Below are 15,917 nucleotides of genomic sequence, written 5' to 3' on the forward strand. Positions count from 1 at the left end.
TATGATGACGTATTTGAGAAATGAATGACGCTTCTAGTTGTGGGCGAAGTCGTGGGAGGCGTGAGGAGGATTTTGTATGGGACTGACGCCAATGATGCGTCAATACCAGGAAGTCAAAGCGGCACATCAGGACGCACTCCTGATGTTTCGATTAGGTGATTTTTATGAGCTGTTTTTTGAAGACGCGGTTACGGCCAGCCGCGAACTCGATATTACGTTGACAGGGCGCGATGCGGGAGAAGCGGGCAGAATTCCGATGTGTGGTGTACCGTACCACGCAGTGGAACAGTATCTGGAGCGCCTGATAGATCGGGGATATCGCGTCGCCATCTGTGAACAAGTGGAAGATCCAAAAGCGGCCAAAGGCCTCGTGCAGCGCGAAGTCGTTCGGATTGTCACACCAGGCACTGCGTTGTCCAAGGATACGGACCATCGGTTTCTCGCGGCACTCGTCGCGTCGTCGTCGCGATTTGGTCTGGCTTTCGTCGACGTGGGGACTGGAGAAGTCCTGATGGGGGAAGCGGATGGCGGTGCTTGTGCAGACCAGTTGCGTTTGTTTGCTCCGATTGAAATCGTCGTGGAAAAGGGCGCGCCTGCGCCTCATTGGCTTGCGGCGTACAGCGCACAGACGGAGGTACTCATCACAGAGCGCACGAATGGTGGAAACCGCCTGATTGAGGAGCAGTACGGTGTATCGAGTGTCAGTGCGTTAGGCCTTGCGGAACCGTCCGCTGCGACGAAAGCACTCGCGCTCGCGCTGACGTACATAGATGAAACGCAAAAAATGAAATTGCGCCATTTGCAAGACCCGGCGCCGCTTTTTGAGCAGACGCACCTGGCGCTCAACCAGACGGCGATTCATCATTTGGAATTGACGGCGACGGCGCGGGACGGGCAAAAAAAGGGCAGTCTGCTCGGGCTTATCGACGCCACGGTGACGGCTGCAGGGGGCCGGCTGCTGCGCTCATGGTTGGAGCGGCCACTTTGCCGCGAAGCGGAGATTGTGCGTCGTCACGACGCCGTCGGTTATTTCGTCGATGATTTGATTTTGCGCGAGGAGGTGCGGGCGTCTCTTCGGGGTGTACACGATCTCGCCCGGCTGGTCGCCCGCTTCGCCTTCGGCAGCGGCAATCCGCGCGATTTGTTATCACTCGCGCACTCGCTTATCAAGGGGCAGGCGGTCATTGATACGCTATCTGTCACCGAGCCTCCGGAGCTTCTTGCGTCGCTTATCGACGACTTGCCAGATTTGTTAGGGCTTGCGGCGACGATTGAGGCAAGCATTGTCGACGACCCCCCCATCCAAACGCGAGAGGGCGGTATTTTTCGCAGCGGTGTAGATTCAGAGTTGGACAGGCTGCGGGAATTGCAGACTTCTGGTCGCACGTGGTTGCGCGACTTGGAACAGCGCGAGCGCGAGCGGACGGGCATTAAGTCACTCAAAGTCGGATACAACAAGGTATTTGGTTACTATATCGAGGTGTCGAAGGCGAATCTTGGAAATGTGCCCGAGGAATACGAGCGGCGGCAGACGCTCACCGGTGCGGAACGCTTTATTCTGCCTGAGCTCAAGGCGCGCGAAGCCGAGATTTTGTCGGCCGAGGAGCGGGCGATGGCGAAAGAAGCGGAGCTGTTTCAGTCATTCCGCAATCAGGTCCTGGCCGCACGCTCGGAGATTCAGACGTTTGCCGACGCACTTGCACAAATCGATGTACTGCAAAGTCTTGCGCACGTCGCCAGTGAGCGCCGGTTCGTCCGGCCAGAAATTCGCGGTGAGGTCGGGATTGAAATTGTTGGAGGCCGGCACCCAGTGGTCGAGGAATTGGCGAAGGGTCAGTTTGTGCCCAATGACACGCACTTGGCGCCCGGGGATCACATCATTGTGTTGACGGGGCCCAATATGGGCGGCAAAAGCACCTATATGCGCCAGACCGCCATCATCGTCATGTTGGCGCAGATGGGGAGTTTCGTCCCTGCCGAGCGTGCGGTCATTGGCGTGGTGGACCAAATCTTCGCGCGCATCGGCGCTGCGGACGACTTAGGGCGCGGTCAGAGCACGTTTATGGTGGAGATGATTGAACTGGCGCAAATTTTGCGGCAGTCCACCGGGCGCAGCCTCGTTTTGCTCGATGAAATTGGTCGTGGTACGTCGACGTACGATGGACTGTCTATCGCCGAAGCGGTTCTTGAGGAACTGGCGAGTCGCAGTGAACAGCCACTGACGATGTTTGCGACGCATTATCACGAGTTGATTGGATTCTCTGAACGATTCCCGTCGGTGCGCAATTATTCGATGGCTGTGGAGGAAACGGCCGACGGCATTACGTTTTTACACACGGTGGTCACGCGGCCGTCGGACAAAAGTTATGGCATCCAGGTGGCCAAGCTCGCCGGGCTCCCGCCGCATGTCGTCGAGCGGGCGCAGACATTGCTCGCCGCGCGCGAATCGCAGTCGCAGGCGAGCGCGATGGCGGCAGCGACGTCCGAGGTGCGGGAGCGTTCTCCAGAGGCCGTGTCACCTGCTGTCACGCCGGTCGTGGCGCAGGTCTCGGGACAGGCGGCACCGGACGCTCCAGCGCTCGCGCTGTTTGAGGGGCCGTATCGGGCGTTTGTGGAGCGTGTTGCCGCGGAAAATCTGCTTGCGATGACGCCGCTTGACGCGATGAACCGGCTGAATGAGTTGATTGAGAAAGCGAAGGAGTTGTTGTCGTGGGAAACATCCAGTTAATGTCGACTTCGCTCGCCAACCAAATTGCCGCCGGAGAGGTGGTGGTGCGTCCTGCGTCGTGTGTCAAGGAATTGATTGAGAACAGCCTTGACGCAGGTGCCAAGCACATCACCGTCAGCTTGCGGGAAGGTGGTATTGCCGAGCTCGTCGTGCAAGACGATGGCGTCGGCATGGACGAGTCGGACGCGACGCTGGCGTTCGCCCGCCATGCGACGAGCAAAGTGTATGATGAGCATGATCTCACGCGCATCCGCACCCTGGGCTTTCGCGGGGAAGCCTTGGCGTCGATTGCCGCCGTTTCCCGCGTGACACTCACAACGCGCACACGCACGAGCGAATACGGCGTGTTGGTCCGCGTGGAGGGTGGTGAGATGGCGCCCGTGGAACACGTTGGCGCCACGTATGGCACGCGTATTGAGGTCACTGATCTCTTTTACAACACGCCCGCGCGGCTAAAATACTTGCGCACCGTGCAAACGGAACAGGCAAAGTCGGTGGAGGTCGTCCAGAAGGCGGCTTTATCTCGTCCAGATGTGGCTTTTACCTGTCAGACGGAGCATCACGTGTTGTTTCAAACGCCGGGCAACGGTGACATTCGTGCGGTGCTCGCGTCACTTTACGGGGTGGGCGAAGCCAAGCAATTACTCGAGGTCAACGAGACGACGCCCGATTACAAGGTCACGGGCTTGGTTGGGCGACCAACGCAAGGGCGTACTTCGAGATCTGGTGCGCATTTGTTTGTCAATGGCCGTCCGGTCCGCAATCTCGCGATTCACCAGGCGGTTATTCAAGGGTACAAGAATCGGCTGATGATTGGGAAGCAGCCGATATACAGTATTTCTCTCGAGATGGACCCGACGTTGGTCGACGTCAACGTCCACCCACACAAGGCCGAGGTGCGCTTTAGCGAGGAGGCGGACGTTTGTCGCACGGTCGCGCGTGCGGTGGCGAAGGCCTTGGATGACACGCTCTTGGCGCCGACACCACAGCGTACGACGGCGCGCCAAGTGACCGAGGTGCAGCCGTTGGCGCTCGACTACAATCCGGCGCAGCATGAAGCGGGTGCACCAGAGCGTGCTGACGGAAGTGCTGCGGCGGGCGCAGCAGGCGGCGCACGCCATACGGGGGGACATGCGCCAGCAGGGCGCCCGAGTTATCCGGCGGGTGCGCGGGCTAAGCAACCTGCGCTGCGCGAATTGGGGGCGATGTACGCAAGTAGTCCGTCTGAAGGTGTGTCTCAGCCCGATGCGCACGCTGGCGCAGCGCGGGATGTCGTCTCCGGAGACTCGATGGAGACAGCCGATGCGGACATAGGGATGGATATATCTCCGCAGGCGCGCAAACAAAATTGGCACCTGCGTCCGATTGGCCAGGCGCTTGGTATGTATGTCTTGGCCGACGACGGTGAATCTCTGTATATTATCGATCAACACGCTGCCCACGAACGAATTCTTTTTGAGGATTTCTATCAACGCCTGGCGAGCGGACAGGTACATGCCATGCCATTGCTCGCGCCGATTCAGTTGACGCTGCCGCCGACGACATATACGCGCGTGACGAAAATGGCGGAGCAACTGGCGGAACTTGGTTTGACGGTGGAACCTTTCGGTGGTTACGACGTGATGATTCGCACCGTGCCAGACGTCTGGGAAGGACTCGATGTGCACGCGCTCGCCGAGGCGACGATTGAAGCGTTGCCGAATTCGGACTTGGCTCGCGACGACTTTTTTCAGACGATGTACGACGTCGTCGCCACGCGCGCCTGTAAAGCGGCGGTGAAGGCGAACTGGCATTTGTCACAAGAGGAATTGGAGGCGTTGTGCCGCGCTTTGACGAAGGCAGACGATCCGTTTCATTGCCCACACGGTCGCCCTGTCTTTTTACAGTGGACAGGCAAGCAACTGGAGAAGGAGTTTAAGCGCATTGTCTGACACGTCGTACGTGAAGTGTTTGTCGTCTGCGGTGGCGACGACACCGCGCAATGGCACATTGCGCCAAGCGGATTTGGCGAAGACTTTAGCCGAGCGTTTTGGCGTTCCATACATGCCGCGCGGCGACACGGGTTTGGAGCAGATGTTTCAGCAGAGCGGCGTCGATGTGTTAATTATCGCTGACGATCCGGTGATATTGCGGCATCGAACGGCGACGACACCGCTGTTTTTTCACCCGAGCATGGGGGCGCAGCGGATGGAGCGGTTGCGGCGGGGCGAGCCGGATAGACTGTTGACGGTGATGGGCCTAGGGATTGGCGATGTCGTGGTGGATGCGACAGTGGGGCTTGCGTCCGACGCTTTGGTCTTCGCGCATCAAGTTGGCCCAACTGGACGGGTGATAGGCCTCGAAGCGAGTCCTTATCTGTATGGCGTCCTCATGGCCGTCCGAGAATTTGGCGCGAATGCGTATCCTCAAGCCACAGAGTTGCTGCGGCAAATCGAGATTCACTTTGCATCCCATGTGGCGTGGCTCAAAGCGCAGCCGGCGGATAGTGTGGATGCCGTGTATTTTGACCCGATGTTTCGTATGCCGGCAGAAGCGTCGTCGTCGATGGCGCCACTGCGCGCTTTCGCCATTCACACGGCGCTTTCGGATGAAGCCGTAGATGAGGCCAAGCGCGTTGCGCGCAGGTGCGTCGTGATTAAAGAGCGGCCGGGCTCTGGCGTGTTTTTGCGCCACGGGTTGACGCCCGACTCGCCGCGCCGAAAAATAGCGTACGGAGTGTGGAGAAAACAATTATGACCAAGCAGTCCGTCATTTGTGTGGTGGGACCGACAGCGGTGGGGAAGAGCGACGTCGCCGTTGACATCGCCCTTCGCTACGGTGGCGAGGTGATTTCGGCTGACTCGATGCAGGTATATCGGGGAATGGATATCGGCACGGCTAAATTGTCCCGAGCGGAACAGCGGGGTGTGCCTCACCACTTGCTCGATGTCGTTGACCCTACCGAGTCGTATACTGTCGCTGCCTGGAAGCGCGCGGCAGACGAGGTTATTGAAACGCTTTGGAATCGGGGAAAACTACCGGTTGTCTGTGGGGGTACAGGGCTCTACATTCGCGCGATTACGGATGATTTGACCTTTGCAGAAAAACCGGGGACCGCTGAGGTCCGCCAGCGTTGGCAGCATTACGTCGAGCAACACGGTGTGGAAGCGCTGCATCGCGCGCTGCGCGAAGTCGATGAAGTGTCAGCAAACCGCTTGCATCCAAACGACGTGAAACGGGTCATTCGCGCGCTTGAAGTGGCTGAGACGAGCGGCCGCCCACTCTCGCAGGGCTATGATTTCACTGAAAAGCCGGGGCGTTACAACGTGTTGCTCATTGGTCTGTGGATGGAGCGCCAAGCACTGTATGAGCGGGTTGAGTTGCGCATTGACAAGATGATTGAAGTGGGGTTGGAGGAAGAGGTAAAACGTTTGTTGCAGGCAGGTGCCACCGCCGAGGACACTTCTCTGCAAGCGATTGGCTATAAGGAATTTGTTCAGTATTTTCGCGGCGAGTGCTCCTTGGCGGAGGCGGTTGCCGCCATTAAACAAAATACGCGCCGTTTTGTCAAACGACAATTGTCGTGGTTTCGTCGGGATGCGCGCATTCAGTGGTTCGAGCGGACGGTAGAAGGACAGTTCGCGGCGGGCGAGGCAACGAGAATGTGGCGTACAATCCACGATTTTGTGGAAGGAAAAAACCAGGTTGGCCACGAATAAATAGGAACAGGCGCAAAATGGGAGTGTGACAATCGGTCGATGAGCAAGCAGCAAATTAATATCCAAGACACATTTTTGAATCAAGTGCGCAAGGATCGGATACCGGTCATTGTATATCTTGTGAATGGTTTTCAAATTCGCGGTGTCGTTCGCGCGTTCGACAATTTCACCATCGTCGTCGAGGCGGAGGGCAAACAGCAGATGATTTACAAGCACGCGATTTCCACGTTTATCCCGATGCGTCAGGTGAATCTTGCAGCCGAAGCTGCGTCGACCGACGCTGACGAGCAAGCGTAACGCCAGCCGGATTGGGCGACGGGGACACATCCTGAAGGACGATTCATGTGCACAGGGTGTATATGCAAATTTTGCATTGACACGCCAGCATTGAATGTGTTACCTTAAAACCTGTCGACGCGATTGCCAGCGTAGCTCAGCAGGTAGAGCAACTGACTTGTAATCAGTAGGTCGCAGGTTCGATTCCTGTCGCTGGCTCCAATCCGGAGGGGTACCAAAGTGGCCAAATGGGGCGGACTGTAAATCCGTTGCGAAAGCTTCGAAGGTTCGAATCCTTCCCCCTCCACCAATGACATAGGGGCGTAGTTCAGCTGGTAGAACGGCGGTCTCCAAAACCGCATGTCGTGGGTTCAAGTCCTGCCGCCCCTGCCATTGTTCCAAACCACAAGTCACCCGTGGGGGTATAGCTCAGCTGGGAGAGCACCTGCCTTGCAAGCAGGGGGTCGTCGGTTCGAATCCGTCTACCTCCACCACATTCCTCGATAGCTCAGCGGTAGAGCATCCGACTGTTAATCGGAGGGTCGTAGGTTCGAATCCTACTCGGGGAGCCAATCTGCTCCCATAGCTCAGTTGGCAGAGCGCATCCATGGTAAGGATGAGGTCACCAGTTCAAGCCTGGTTGGGAGCTCCAGTTGTGGGCGTTTAGCTCAGTTGGGAGAGCATCTGCCTTACAAGCAGAGGGTCGGCGGTTCGAGCCCGTCAACGCCCATCATTAGAAAATGGTTGTCGTTTGATATAGTAGGTCATTATGAAATGGGTTCACCTTTGAGGTGGGCCCATTTTTTTGATTGTCCGGCAGGGCTACGGAGAACAGGTTCATCGCTTATGGAGGGGTGCGCCCTGATTTTTTTCAGAATGAACTTTGTTTTTGACAATGAAAACGCCCTAGACGCATATTCTGTATCGATAGAAGTTTCATGAAAACGCTTTACGAAACGTTTTCAAGGAGGTGTAATCGAGTGCGGGTGACCATTCGTGAGGTTGCCAAACGGGCCGGCGTGTCTGCTGCTACGGTGTCGCGTGTGCTAAATAAGCCGAATTTAGTTGAGAAAGAGACGCGTCGGCGCGTACAAGCGGCAATGAAAGAATTAGATTTTAAACCGAATGCGATCGCTCGCGGTTTGTCGTCACGCCAAACGGATACGTTGGGGTTAATTGTTCCAGCTGGAATCACCGATTTTTTCTTTAATGAATTATATCAGGGAATTCGTGAGGCAAGCCAACGTCACAACATGCGGGTTTTAGTATTCGACTCCGAGCATTCTCCTGAACGGGCGATGGAAGGGTTTTATTTTCTTGGACAGCATCAGGTAGACGGCATTATTTTTACGAGCAAGATGATTACAGAAGATTTTGATCCGGTCATTCAACGCCTCGGGCTTCCAGTTGTTCTGGTCCTGGCACCAAACGGCGCGAAAACACCGATTCCGTCGTTTGATATCGACAACGTCCGGGCGGGATTTGATGTTGTTTCCTATTTGGTAAGTCGCGGGCATCGTCGCATCGGCATGATTGCAGGGAAGGTTCCGGACACGCCATGGCAACAGCGTTTACAGGGTTACGAGTCGGGCCTGAAACATTTTGGCATTCCATTTGATTCACAGGCTGTTGAAACGGGGGAGTTTTCCTTTGACGATGGATACCGAGCCATGCAACGCCTGTTAGAAAAACAGGTGGATTTACAACTAACTGCTGTGTTTTCCGCGAGCGACGAAATGGCCTTAGGAGCCATGCGGTGTCTTTATGACAACGGCTTACGGGTGCCGGACGACATGTCGATTGTCGGGTTTGACGATGTAAAAGTCGCTCGAATGGTGGTGCCTCGTTTGACAACTGTCGCGCAACCGTTTTCAGAGATTGGCGCACAAAGTGTGCATTGGCTAATGGGTGCGCTAGGCCGGGTCATCACCCCTTCTGAAACCGGCACGTATTTTTTGCCGCACCGCTTCGTCGAACGTGAGTCTGTTCGTACATTGTTGTGAAAAATCTTGTAAACCATAGGGGGTTCTTAGATGAACGTCACTGTGAAGAAGATTGCTACAATGATTACATTAAGCGCATCGATAGCCGCCCTGGTTACTGGGTGCGGTTCGGCGAATCACGCTGTACCAGCGGGATCGGATTCGTCTAGCACAAGTGGTAGCGGCGGCAGTCAAGCGGTCGATGATTCGAACGCTTCGGGCAATATTGTTTGGGCCGCGGCGCCGATTACGCATACAGGCCTTCGGAAAAAGTTAATTGCAGAATTTGAGAAACAATATCCGAATATCCATGTTACGCTGCAGTCGCAGCCAGCGGATACAGACACGGATAGGAGCAGTTTGACGACGACGATAAGCGGTGGTTCATCGCAATCGGATGTTTATATGGGTGACGTCGTTTGGCCGGCGCAATTTGGTAATGCGCAATTAGCCGAGCCGTTGAGTGATGTATTGCCAAAATCGTTTTTTAGTCGGTTTTCCAATGGATTAATAGAAGGCGCAACTTACGATGGGAAGGTATATGCGGTTCCGTTTTTTGTCGATACGGCGTTTCTCTTCTACCGTAAAGATTTATTGAAAAAATACAACCTGCCGGTGCCGACGACGTGGGAGCAAGTGAAATCTGACGCTGAGGCAATTCAGAAAGCTGGTGGGGCGAAGTACGGCTTTGTCTGGCAGGGCGGTGATTATGAAGGCGCAACCTGTAATTTTATCGAATACCTTGCGGATGCCGGGGGGCAGGTTCTAAATGGCAATCAGGCACAACTGACGAGTTCTGCAGCCAATCAGGCGCTGAGCTTCATGCGAAGCTTAATTACCAGCGGCGTCTCGCCGAAGGCGGAGGACACATTCCAGGAAGCCGACGCGGAAAATGTGTTCGACCAAGGAGATGCCGTATTCCTTCGCAACTGGTCCTATGCGTGGAGCGACTCGCAGAATTCAGCGGATTCCAAGGTCGTAGGCAAAGTGGGCGTGGTTGCGTTGCCGACATTTGCAGGGCAAAGTGGCTCGGGTTACAGTTGCGTTGGTGGTTGGGATCTCTACATCAATCCACACAGCAAGAATCTGAAGGCGGATTTGCAGTTTATCGATTGGATGACAGGTCAACAAGCTCAGTCGATTCTCGCCAAGGACTATTCTGAGATTCCGACGAACAAGACGGTCGCTGACGATCCTTCGTTAAAGTCAGTCAGCCCCATCTTCTCCATTATACCGAATGTTAAATATATCTCACGACCAACACAGACGCCGAATTATCCAAAGGTCTCACAGGCGATTTACAACAACATCAACCAGGCGTTGTCTGGCAGTGTGAGTGTCAGTTCTGCTTTGAATCACGCAAACAGTCAGGTCAACAGTGCGTTAAATAGCTCCGCCGGGCTATAGACTTCGTCGCGGCAGGGGAAGGTTCACGTTCCCGTCGAACGTTTGTGAGGTGAAACTATGTCGGTGTTGTCGGCAGGACAAACTCAAGGCTCAAAACGGCGCCACAACTTAAAAATGGCGGATAGAAAAGCTGGATTTGGATTACTGGCGCCAGCGGGAATCGTGATTTTAGCGGTCACCATTTTTCCGATTGTCTACTCCATTATCATGAGTTTCAACAATATTAGCTTGACGACAAACGGATTTGCGTTTCAATCAAATGGAATCAACAACTATAAAACCGTGTTTGGCAGCCCCGTGTTTTGGCATAGCGCCTGGTTTACCGTGTACTATGCGGTTGTTACGGTTTTTGTAGAGCTCTTCTTTGGGTTGCTGATTGCCCTGGCGATAAACAACGTCAAAAAACTGCAGGGGCTTTCCATCAGCATCATGCTCATTCCTTGGGCGTTAATCACGGTCATCTCAGCACAAATGTGGGATTACATTTACAACGGTGTGTATGGGGTGTTGAATGCTGTCGCAGAAAGTCTGCACTTGATTGGGCAGCCTGTGACATGGCTTGGTCAGAACACCAGCGCGGTGATTGCGATGATGGTCGCTGACATTTGGAAGACGACGCCGTTTGTCGTGATTATTTTGCTTAGTGGATTGCAAATGATTGCACAAGACTACTATGAAGCAGCCCGCATTGATGGAGCAAACAGCTGGCAATTGTTTTGGAAAGTGACATTTCCGTTGCTTCGTGGCAGTATTGCACTCGCTGGGTTGTTTCGGATTTTACAAGCGTTCGGGGTGTTTGATTTACCATTTGTGCTCACACAAGGAGGTCCTGGCACGGCGACGGAATCACTGGCCATTCTCGGATACCGAACCTTATTTGAAGATTTGCACTTCGGAGTCGGGGCGGCAGTTGCGGTGAGTACTGTGATTTTGATTTTGTTGGCCTGTCTGATATTCCTGGCTGGCTTCCGTTCCATGGTGGAGGAGGAAGCAGCATGATTCAACCGCGATGGCAAAAAATTCTCGGCTATGTTGTATTAATTGCCTTCCTACTCGCGATTCTATTTCCATTTTATTGGATGTTTATCACGTCGTTTAAACAGGATAAAGAAATTAGCGCGTATCCGCCACAATATTGGCCAACTAATCCTACATTATCCAATTATCGAGAGGCGTTTGTGCAATATGGATTTGACCACTACATGCTGAATAGCGTGATTGTGGCTGTGCTCACCACTTTCTTCGTCTTGTTTTTTGCAAGTATGGCTGGGTTTTCCATTGCCCGCCTGCCCATCCCGTGGAAAAAACCTATTTTAATCTTTTTGTTGATTATTTCGGTGTTTCCACCGATTGCCGTAATCACTCCGTTATATATGTTGCTCCGGGACGTTGGCTGGCTGAACTCGTATCAAGCGTTGGTCATTCCATATACGGCATTTAATCTGCCGTTTTCCATATGGATTCTTAGGAATTACTTTCTCCAGGTGCCAGGTGCGCTATTTGAGTCTGCGAAGATTGACGGCTCATCGGTATTTCAGGCGTACTATAAAATTTTTCTGCCACTTACACGCCCAGGGTTGTTTTCCGCTGCGGTCTTTACCTTTGTTGCTGCGTGGACAGAGTTTTTCATGGCCTTGGTATTTAACTCTTCCAATTCCATGCGAACCATTCCTGTCGGTATCGCGCTCTTCAGCGGGCAGTTCAATGTGCCTTACGGCACGATCTTTGCAGGCTCCGTGGTCTCTATCGTGCCCATTATGATTCTCGTTGTCATCTTTAGAAAGTGGATTGTTTCAGGGTTGACACAAGGAGCAGTCAAAGGGTAGAGAACATGCAGTACTGACAACGAATGGAGCACAAATCAAATAGCATGTGTTCGACAGGGAAGCCGCGGCGGCTTCCCTGTTTTGCTGTGCGATGGTCTTTTGCCACACGCCGTGCACAAGGGTGCGTGAGATGGATCATTTGTGCATGATTTGGAAACGGTTGGGGAACAAGTATAGAGGATAGCGGTTCGGGAGGGATTCAAGATGCTCAAACAGGTTCCAGAGGTGAAAGACCAGGCCATCAGCTCGAAACTAGAGGACAACGTCACGTACCTCAATAACCTCCTGGGCGTAGGAACCACGTGGGATGTTATCGCAAAGCCGTTTAAGTTCGGACGACTCAACATGATGTCGTACGTGGCCAACGGATTCTTCCTGACGATGAACGTGGTCATGATTTTGGAGAACGTCCAGGCGACGATTGAAGCGTTCGAGAAAAAGCACGAGAATGAAGATTACACACTCGATCAACTGGTCGCTTACCTGAATACGAACGTGTCGTTCGTTCAGGTTCAGGTGTTTGACAAGATGACAGATGCGGTGCGTTTTATCTTGTCTGGCCCACTCATGATTTTCATCGACGGGTATGATAAAGCCGTCATGATTGACACCCGTATTTACCCGATGCGAAGCATCACGCAACCGACCATAGAACGCGTCGCGCGCGGGAGTCACGATGGATTTACTGAGACGATGTTGATGAACACCAGTATGATTCGACGTCGCTTGCGTGACCCGAGGTTGCGTGTAGAATTGATGCAAATTGGAGATCGCGGTCAGAATGACGTATCCCTGCTATATTTGAAGGATGTTGTCGATGAAGATTTGGTTAAGCAAGTACGGCAGAAGCTGCAGTCCATTGACACGGGTGCGCTCGTCATGGGTGAGCAGCAAGTCATCGACTACATTGGGAAAATCAAATGGAATCCATACCCGATTGCGCGGTACACTGAGCGACCGGACGTGGCGAGTACGGCGTTGATTGAAGGCCATGTCGTGATTGTAGTGGATAACACGCCAGAGGTCATCATCGCGCCGACGACGTTTTGGCAGCATATGCAACATCCGCAGGAATACCACTCATATCCGATGATAGGGACATATCTGCGCTGGCTGATTGCGTTCGCGGTGTTTATGAGCATCTTTTTACCAGGGTTATTCCTCGTCGTCAACGCGCATCCGCACTGGGTGCCAAAGTGGGGTGCGTTCTTTCTCGCGAATCGACATGATCCGCTGCCGCTGTGGGCACAGTTGCTTGTGGCCGAAGTGGCACTTGACATCCTGCGACTCGCGGTTATCAATATCCCGACCGTGATGGCGTCAGCAGTCGGTATTGTGGCAGCTTTGCTGTTTGGTCAATTTGCCACGACGATTCAGTTACTGCAACCTGAGGTATTGGTGTATATGGGGTTTGTCATGATGGCGCAATACGCGACATCGTCGTATGAACTAGGTAGTGCCAACCAAATGGCGCGGTTCTGGATTTTGGGTTGGACGGCCATATTAGGCGCAATTGGTTTTGGCGTGTCGATTGTCATCTGGTTCATTGTCTTGGCCACCACGAAGACATTTGGCAAACCATATTTGTGGCCGTTGATTCCGTTTAAGTGGAAGAACGGCATGACCGATATACTCGTTCGTTGGCCGAGTAATCGGTTAGGCGGCGTTCCATCTATTCTCCGAAGGAAACGCGGTCGCGCTTAAATCGTGATTGGGCATGAAACACTCTGGGGTGGGCCCAGGGTGTTTCATTTTGTTCTGGGCCATCACCCATATTTGGGCCCCTGCATAGGTTGAGGTGTTGGTCCGCTCGGGCAAACACGTCAAACGAAGAGGTGGTCAAATGAAACCGAGCAACCGAAACCAGCGCAAACCGATACACTCAACTACGTTGTCGCAACAGATTATTCAGGATTACGAACAGGGGCAAATCGCTTTATCAGAAGCGCTTCAACAACTCTCGGGGCAGCACGCGACCCCGTCACAGGGCCGGTCGCAAGTGGACAAATCAAGGTTGTTGGGCCTGTTGACCGAACTGGATGAACTTGTGGGCTTAGATGAAGTGAAGCGGGTCGTTCGCGAGATTTTCGCGTATGTGTTCGTACAGCAGGCGCGAATACGGCACCATTTAAAGGCCGACCCCATTGTCCTGCACATGGTGTTTCTAGGCAACCCAGGCACTGGCAAGACGACTGTCGCCCGGATTCTCGCGCGGTTGTTTCACGAGTGCGGCTTACTTTCACAGGGGCACTTGGTGGAAGTCGAACGGGCTGACCTAGTTGGCGAATATATCGGTCACACCGCTCAAAAAACGCGGGATTTGATTAAAAAAGCGCTCGGTGGTGTGTTGTTTATCGACGAGGCGTACTCCCTTGCGCGAGGCGGTGAAAAGGACTTTGGCCGCGAAGCAATTGACTGCCTGGTGAAGACCAGTGTTGAAAATATAAGATTGGATGTCACTTGCCAGTCGGATTGGACGCCTAGGAACTCATCCAAACGGACTAACTGCCGACCGTTATTGTGGACTAGTGAAAATGCCCCGACTGTGCTATATCCCGAATCCCCGAAGCATGCCACAATAATCCCGTAGTCTCCAGCAAGGTTACCTCCCTAAGGTACCTCCTTGCACTGCCGTTTGAGTCGCAGCGATGCGGCTCTTTTTTTATGCTTCGTTGTCCGTACTTCGATGTCTCGTCCCCCCATTCGCCACGTCCAGCCACCAGTCAGTCGAGCGTGTTTGTTACAAGGTGGGATGATTCGACGAGTGCGCATGTTGCTTCTGTCTATTTTTGTCGATAGTCTTTCCGGACTACATGTCAGGCGGTATGGATTGACTAGTTGAAATGGGCGTTTTGTGTCTGCCTGCTCGATTTCGACACCGCTACGATATGGTTGTTGATTGTCTAGCGAAAAGCCGCACCGCTTTAGGGGTAGGGCGATGCGGCTGACGCAAGACGTCTTTTGGGAAAGGGGAGTGCACAAATGAGCGGACAGCTGTGGCGTCGTTTGCGCAGCGTATTCTTGGTTGCCGGAACCAGCATCTTGTTCGCTACCGGCTGTGGATCCAAGTATTTTGTTTTACATCCTGCTGGGCCTGTTGCGCAAAAGGAACTACACGTAATTGAGTGGTCTGCTATCTTAACGCTAATTGTGATTGTACCGACGCTTGTTTTACTTGCTGTCATCGTTTGGCGGTATCGCGATAAGCCAGGGAACAAAGCGCGCTACACACCGGAGTGGTCAGAGAGCAAGAAACTGGAGTTTGTCTGGTGGGGCATTCCGATTCTGATTATCGCGATTCTCGGCGCGTACACCGGCAAGGTCACATTCGCGTTAACACAGCCGCCACAAAAGGATGCTAAGCCTATCACGATTTACGTGACATCGCTTGATTGGAAATGGCTGTTTCAGTACCCCGGCCAAAAAGTGGCGACCGTGAATTACGTCGAAATTCCGACGGGTGTCCCGGTCAATTTCGAATTGACATCCGATGCTCCGATGAATTCATTTTGGGTTCCAAGTCTCGGTGGACAAGAGTACACGATGCCAGGGATGGCGACGCGGCTTTGGCTTGAAGCAGATAAGGGCGGTACATATTACGGCCATGGCGCGAACTTTACGGGCAAAGGGTTTGCCGATATGTCGTTTAGCGTCATTGCGACGTCCCAGTCTCAATTTAACCAGTGGGTTAGTCAAGTGAAAGCTGCGTCACCCGCCTTGACGAAGGCAACGTATCAGAAATTGAAACAACCGAGCACAGTGGGAAAAATTTCTTATTCGTCTTTCCCGCCCAATTTGTTTAATGACACGATTTGGGCCGAGGGTGGCCAGTACATGCAAAATGCGATGCCCAGCAATTCGAGTACCGTCGCGACACCGACAAACGGTGCGATGTCTGGCATGGCTGGTATGAATCAGGACCAGAAAGACGCGAAGTAAACCGTTCAAAGAGGAAGGAGAGATGCCTCGTGCCTACTGCGCTCAAGCATTTTGCAGATAC

General features: G+C 53.4%; 12 protein-coding genes and 7 tRNA genes. All 19 read left to right on the plus strand.

What is annotated here, in order from left to right:
• Window positions 1–76 precede the first annotated feature (76 nt).
• The 19 genes from mutS to J3482_RS11955 all read left to right on the plus strand — a co-directional run bounded on the left by mutS (window position 77) and on the right by J3482_RS11955 (window position 15,856).
• Complete coding sequence (mutS, locus tag J3482_RS11865; protein ID WP_146821819.1) at window positions 77–2,728, plus strand: DNA mismatch repair protein MutS; 2,652 nt, start codon at window positions 77–79, stop codon at window positions 2,726–2,728.
• Window positions 2,710–4,659: a DNA mismatch repair endonuclease MutL gene (mutL, locus tag J3482_RS11870; RefSeq protein ID WP_223204014.1), complete on the plus strand. Its 1,950-nt coding sequence runs from the start codon at window positions 2,710–2,712 to the stop codon at window positions 4,657–4,659. Before mutS ends, mutL begins: the two co-directional genes overlap by 19 nt.
• Entirely contained in the window at window positions 4,652–5,464 is an 813-nt protein-coding gene (locus J3482_RS11875) for a class I SAM-dependent methyltransferase (RefSeq protein WP_236018183.1), read from the plus strand. The genes mutL and J3482_RS11875 overlap by 8 nt, the downstream gene beginning before the upstream one ends.
• Complete coding sequence (miaA, locus tag J3482_RS11880) at window positions 5,461–6,426, plus strand: tRNA (adenosine(37)-N6)-dimethylallyltransferase MiaA (RefSeq protein WP_206922463.1); 966 nt, start codon at window positions 5,461–5,463, stop codon at window positions 6,424–6,426. Before J3482_RS11875 ends, miaA begins: the two co-directional genes overlap by 4 nt.
• A gap of 39 nt (window positions 6,427–6,465) precedes the next feature.
• The gene (gene hfq / locus J3482_RS11885; RefSeq protein WP_021294800.1) at window positions 6,466–6,723 is read left to right on the plus strand and encodes an RNA chaperone Hfq; all 258 of its coding nucleotides are present in this window, start codon (window positions 6,466–6,468) and stop codon (window positions 6,721–6,723) included.
• Window positions 6,724–6,848: 125 nt separating this feature from the next.
• A tRNA-Thr gene (locus J3482_RS11890) sits at window positions 6,849–6,924 on the plus strand.
• 4 nt (window positions 6,925–6,928) lie between these two features.
• Window positions 6,929–7,012 (plus strand) — tRNA-Tyr (locus J3482_RS11895).
• Between the two features lie 7 nt (window positions 7,013–7,019).
• Window positions 7,020–7,095, plus strand: a tRNA-Trp gene (locus J3482_RS11900).
• Between the two features lie 25 nt (window positions 7,096–7,120).
• Window positions 7,121–7,196: transfer RNA gene (locus J3482_RS11905), tRNA-Ala, on the plus strand.
• 3 nt (window positions 7,197–7,199) lie between these two features.
• A tRNA-Asn gene (locus J3482_RS11910) sits at window positions 7,200–7,274 on the plus strand.
• 4 nt (window positions 7,275–7,278) lie between these two features.
• A tRNA-Thr gene (locus J3482_RS11915) sits at window positions 7,279–7,354 on the plus strand.
• Between the two features lie 5 nt (window positions 7,355–7,359).
• Window positions 7,360–7,432: transfer RNA gene (locus tag J3482_RS11920), tRNA-Val, on the plus strand.
• 250 nt (window positions 7,433–7,682) lie between these two features.
• On the plus strand, window positions 7,683–8,705 hold the full coding sequence (locus J3482_RS11925) for a LacI family DNA-binding transcriptional regulator (RefSeq protein ID WP_146821820.1): 1,023 nt from the start codon (window positions 7,683–7,685) through the stop codon (window positions 8,703–8,705).
• A 30-nt stretch (window positions 8,706–8,735) separates the two neighbouring features.
• Entirely contained in the window at window positions 8,736–10,091 is a 1,356-nt protein-coding gene (locus J3482_RS11930; protein WP_206922464.1) for an ABC transporter substrate-binding protein, read from the plus strand.
• Between the two features lie 57 nt (window positions 10,092–10,148).
• On the plus strand, window positions 10,149–11,090 hold the full coding sequence (locus J3482_RS11935; RefSeq protein ID WP_146821822.1) for a carbohydrate ABC transporter permease: 942 nt from the start codon (window positions 10,149–10,151) through the stop codon (window positions 11,088–11,090).
• Window positions 11,087–11,917, plus strand: coding sequence for a carbohydrate ABC transporter permease (locus J3482_RS11940; RefSeq protein WP_146821823.1), 831 nt, complete (start codon window positions 11,087–11,089; stop codon window positions 11,915–11,917). Before J3482_RS11935 ends, J3482_RS11940 begins: the two co-directional genes overlap by 4 nt.
• A 204-nt stretch (window positions 11,918–12,121) precedes the next feature.
• Window positions 12,122–13,621, plus strand: a complete 1,500-nt coding sequence (locus J3482_RS11945; protein WP_146821824.1) for a spore germination protein — start codon at window positions 12,122–12,124, stop codon at window positions 13,619–13,621.
• A 139-nt stretch (window positions 13,622–13,760) separates the two neighbouring features.
• A complete protein-coding gene (locus J3482_RS11950; protein WP_146821825.1) occupies window positions 13,761–14,507 on the plus strand; it encodes an AAA family ATPase in 747 nt (248 codons plus the stop codon).
• Window positions 14,508–14,899: 392 nt separating this feature from the next.
• Window positions 14,900–15,856, plus strand: coding sequence for a ubiquinol oxidase subunit II (locus tag J3482_RS11955; protein ID WP_146821826.1), 957 nt, complete (start codon window positions 14,900–14,902; stop codon window positions 15,854–15,856).
• Window positions 15,857–15,917: the final 61 nt, after the last annotated feature.

The sequence above is a fragment of the Alicyclobacillus suci genome (assembly GCF_017329615.1).
Classification (GTDB): Bacteria; Bacillota; Bacilli; order Alicyclobacillales; family Alicyclobacillaceae; genus Alicyclobacillus; species Alicyclobacillus suci.

Excerpts from the sequence above, each read along its gene's own strand:
- J3482_RS11950 (WP_146821825.1), top strand. The coding sequence starts at position 13,761 with ATGAAACCGAGCAACCGAAACCAGCGCAAACCGATACACTCAACTACG.
- hfq (WP_021294800.1), top strand. The coding sequence starts at position 6,466 with ATGAGCAAGCAGCAAATTAATATCCAAGACACATTTTTGAATCAAGTG.
- mutS (WP_146821819.1), top strand. The coding sequence starts at position 77 with ATGGGACTGACGCCAATGATGCGTCAATACCAGGAAGTCAAAGCGGCA.
- J3482_RS11955 (WP_146821826.1), top strand. The coding sequence starts at position 14,900 with ATGAGCGGACAGCTGTGGCGTCGTTTGCGCAGCGTATTCTTGGTTGCC.
- miaA (WP_206922463.1), top strand. The coding sequence starts at position 5,461 with ATGACCAAGCAGTCCGTCATTTGTGTGGTGGGACCGACAGCGGTGGGG.
- J3482_RS11945 (WP_146821824.1), top strand. The coding sequence starts at position 12,122 with ATGCTCAAACAGGTTCCAGAGGTGAAAGACCAGGCCATCAGCTCGAAA.
- J3482_RS11940 (WP_146821823.1), top strand. The coding sequence starts at position 11,087 with ATGATTCAACCGCGATGGCAAAAAATTCTCGGCTATGTTGTATTAATT.
- J3482_RS11930 (WP_206922464.1), top strand. The coding sequence starts at position 8,736 with ATGAACGTCACTGTGAAGAAGATTGCTACAATGATTACATTAAGCGCA.
- J3482_RS11935 (WP_146821822.1), top strand. The coding sequence starts at position 10,149 with ATGTCGGTGTTGTCGGCAGGACAAACTCAAGGCTCAAAACGGCGCCAC.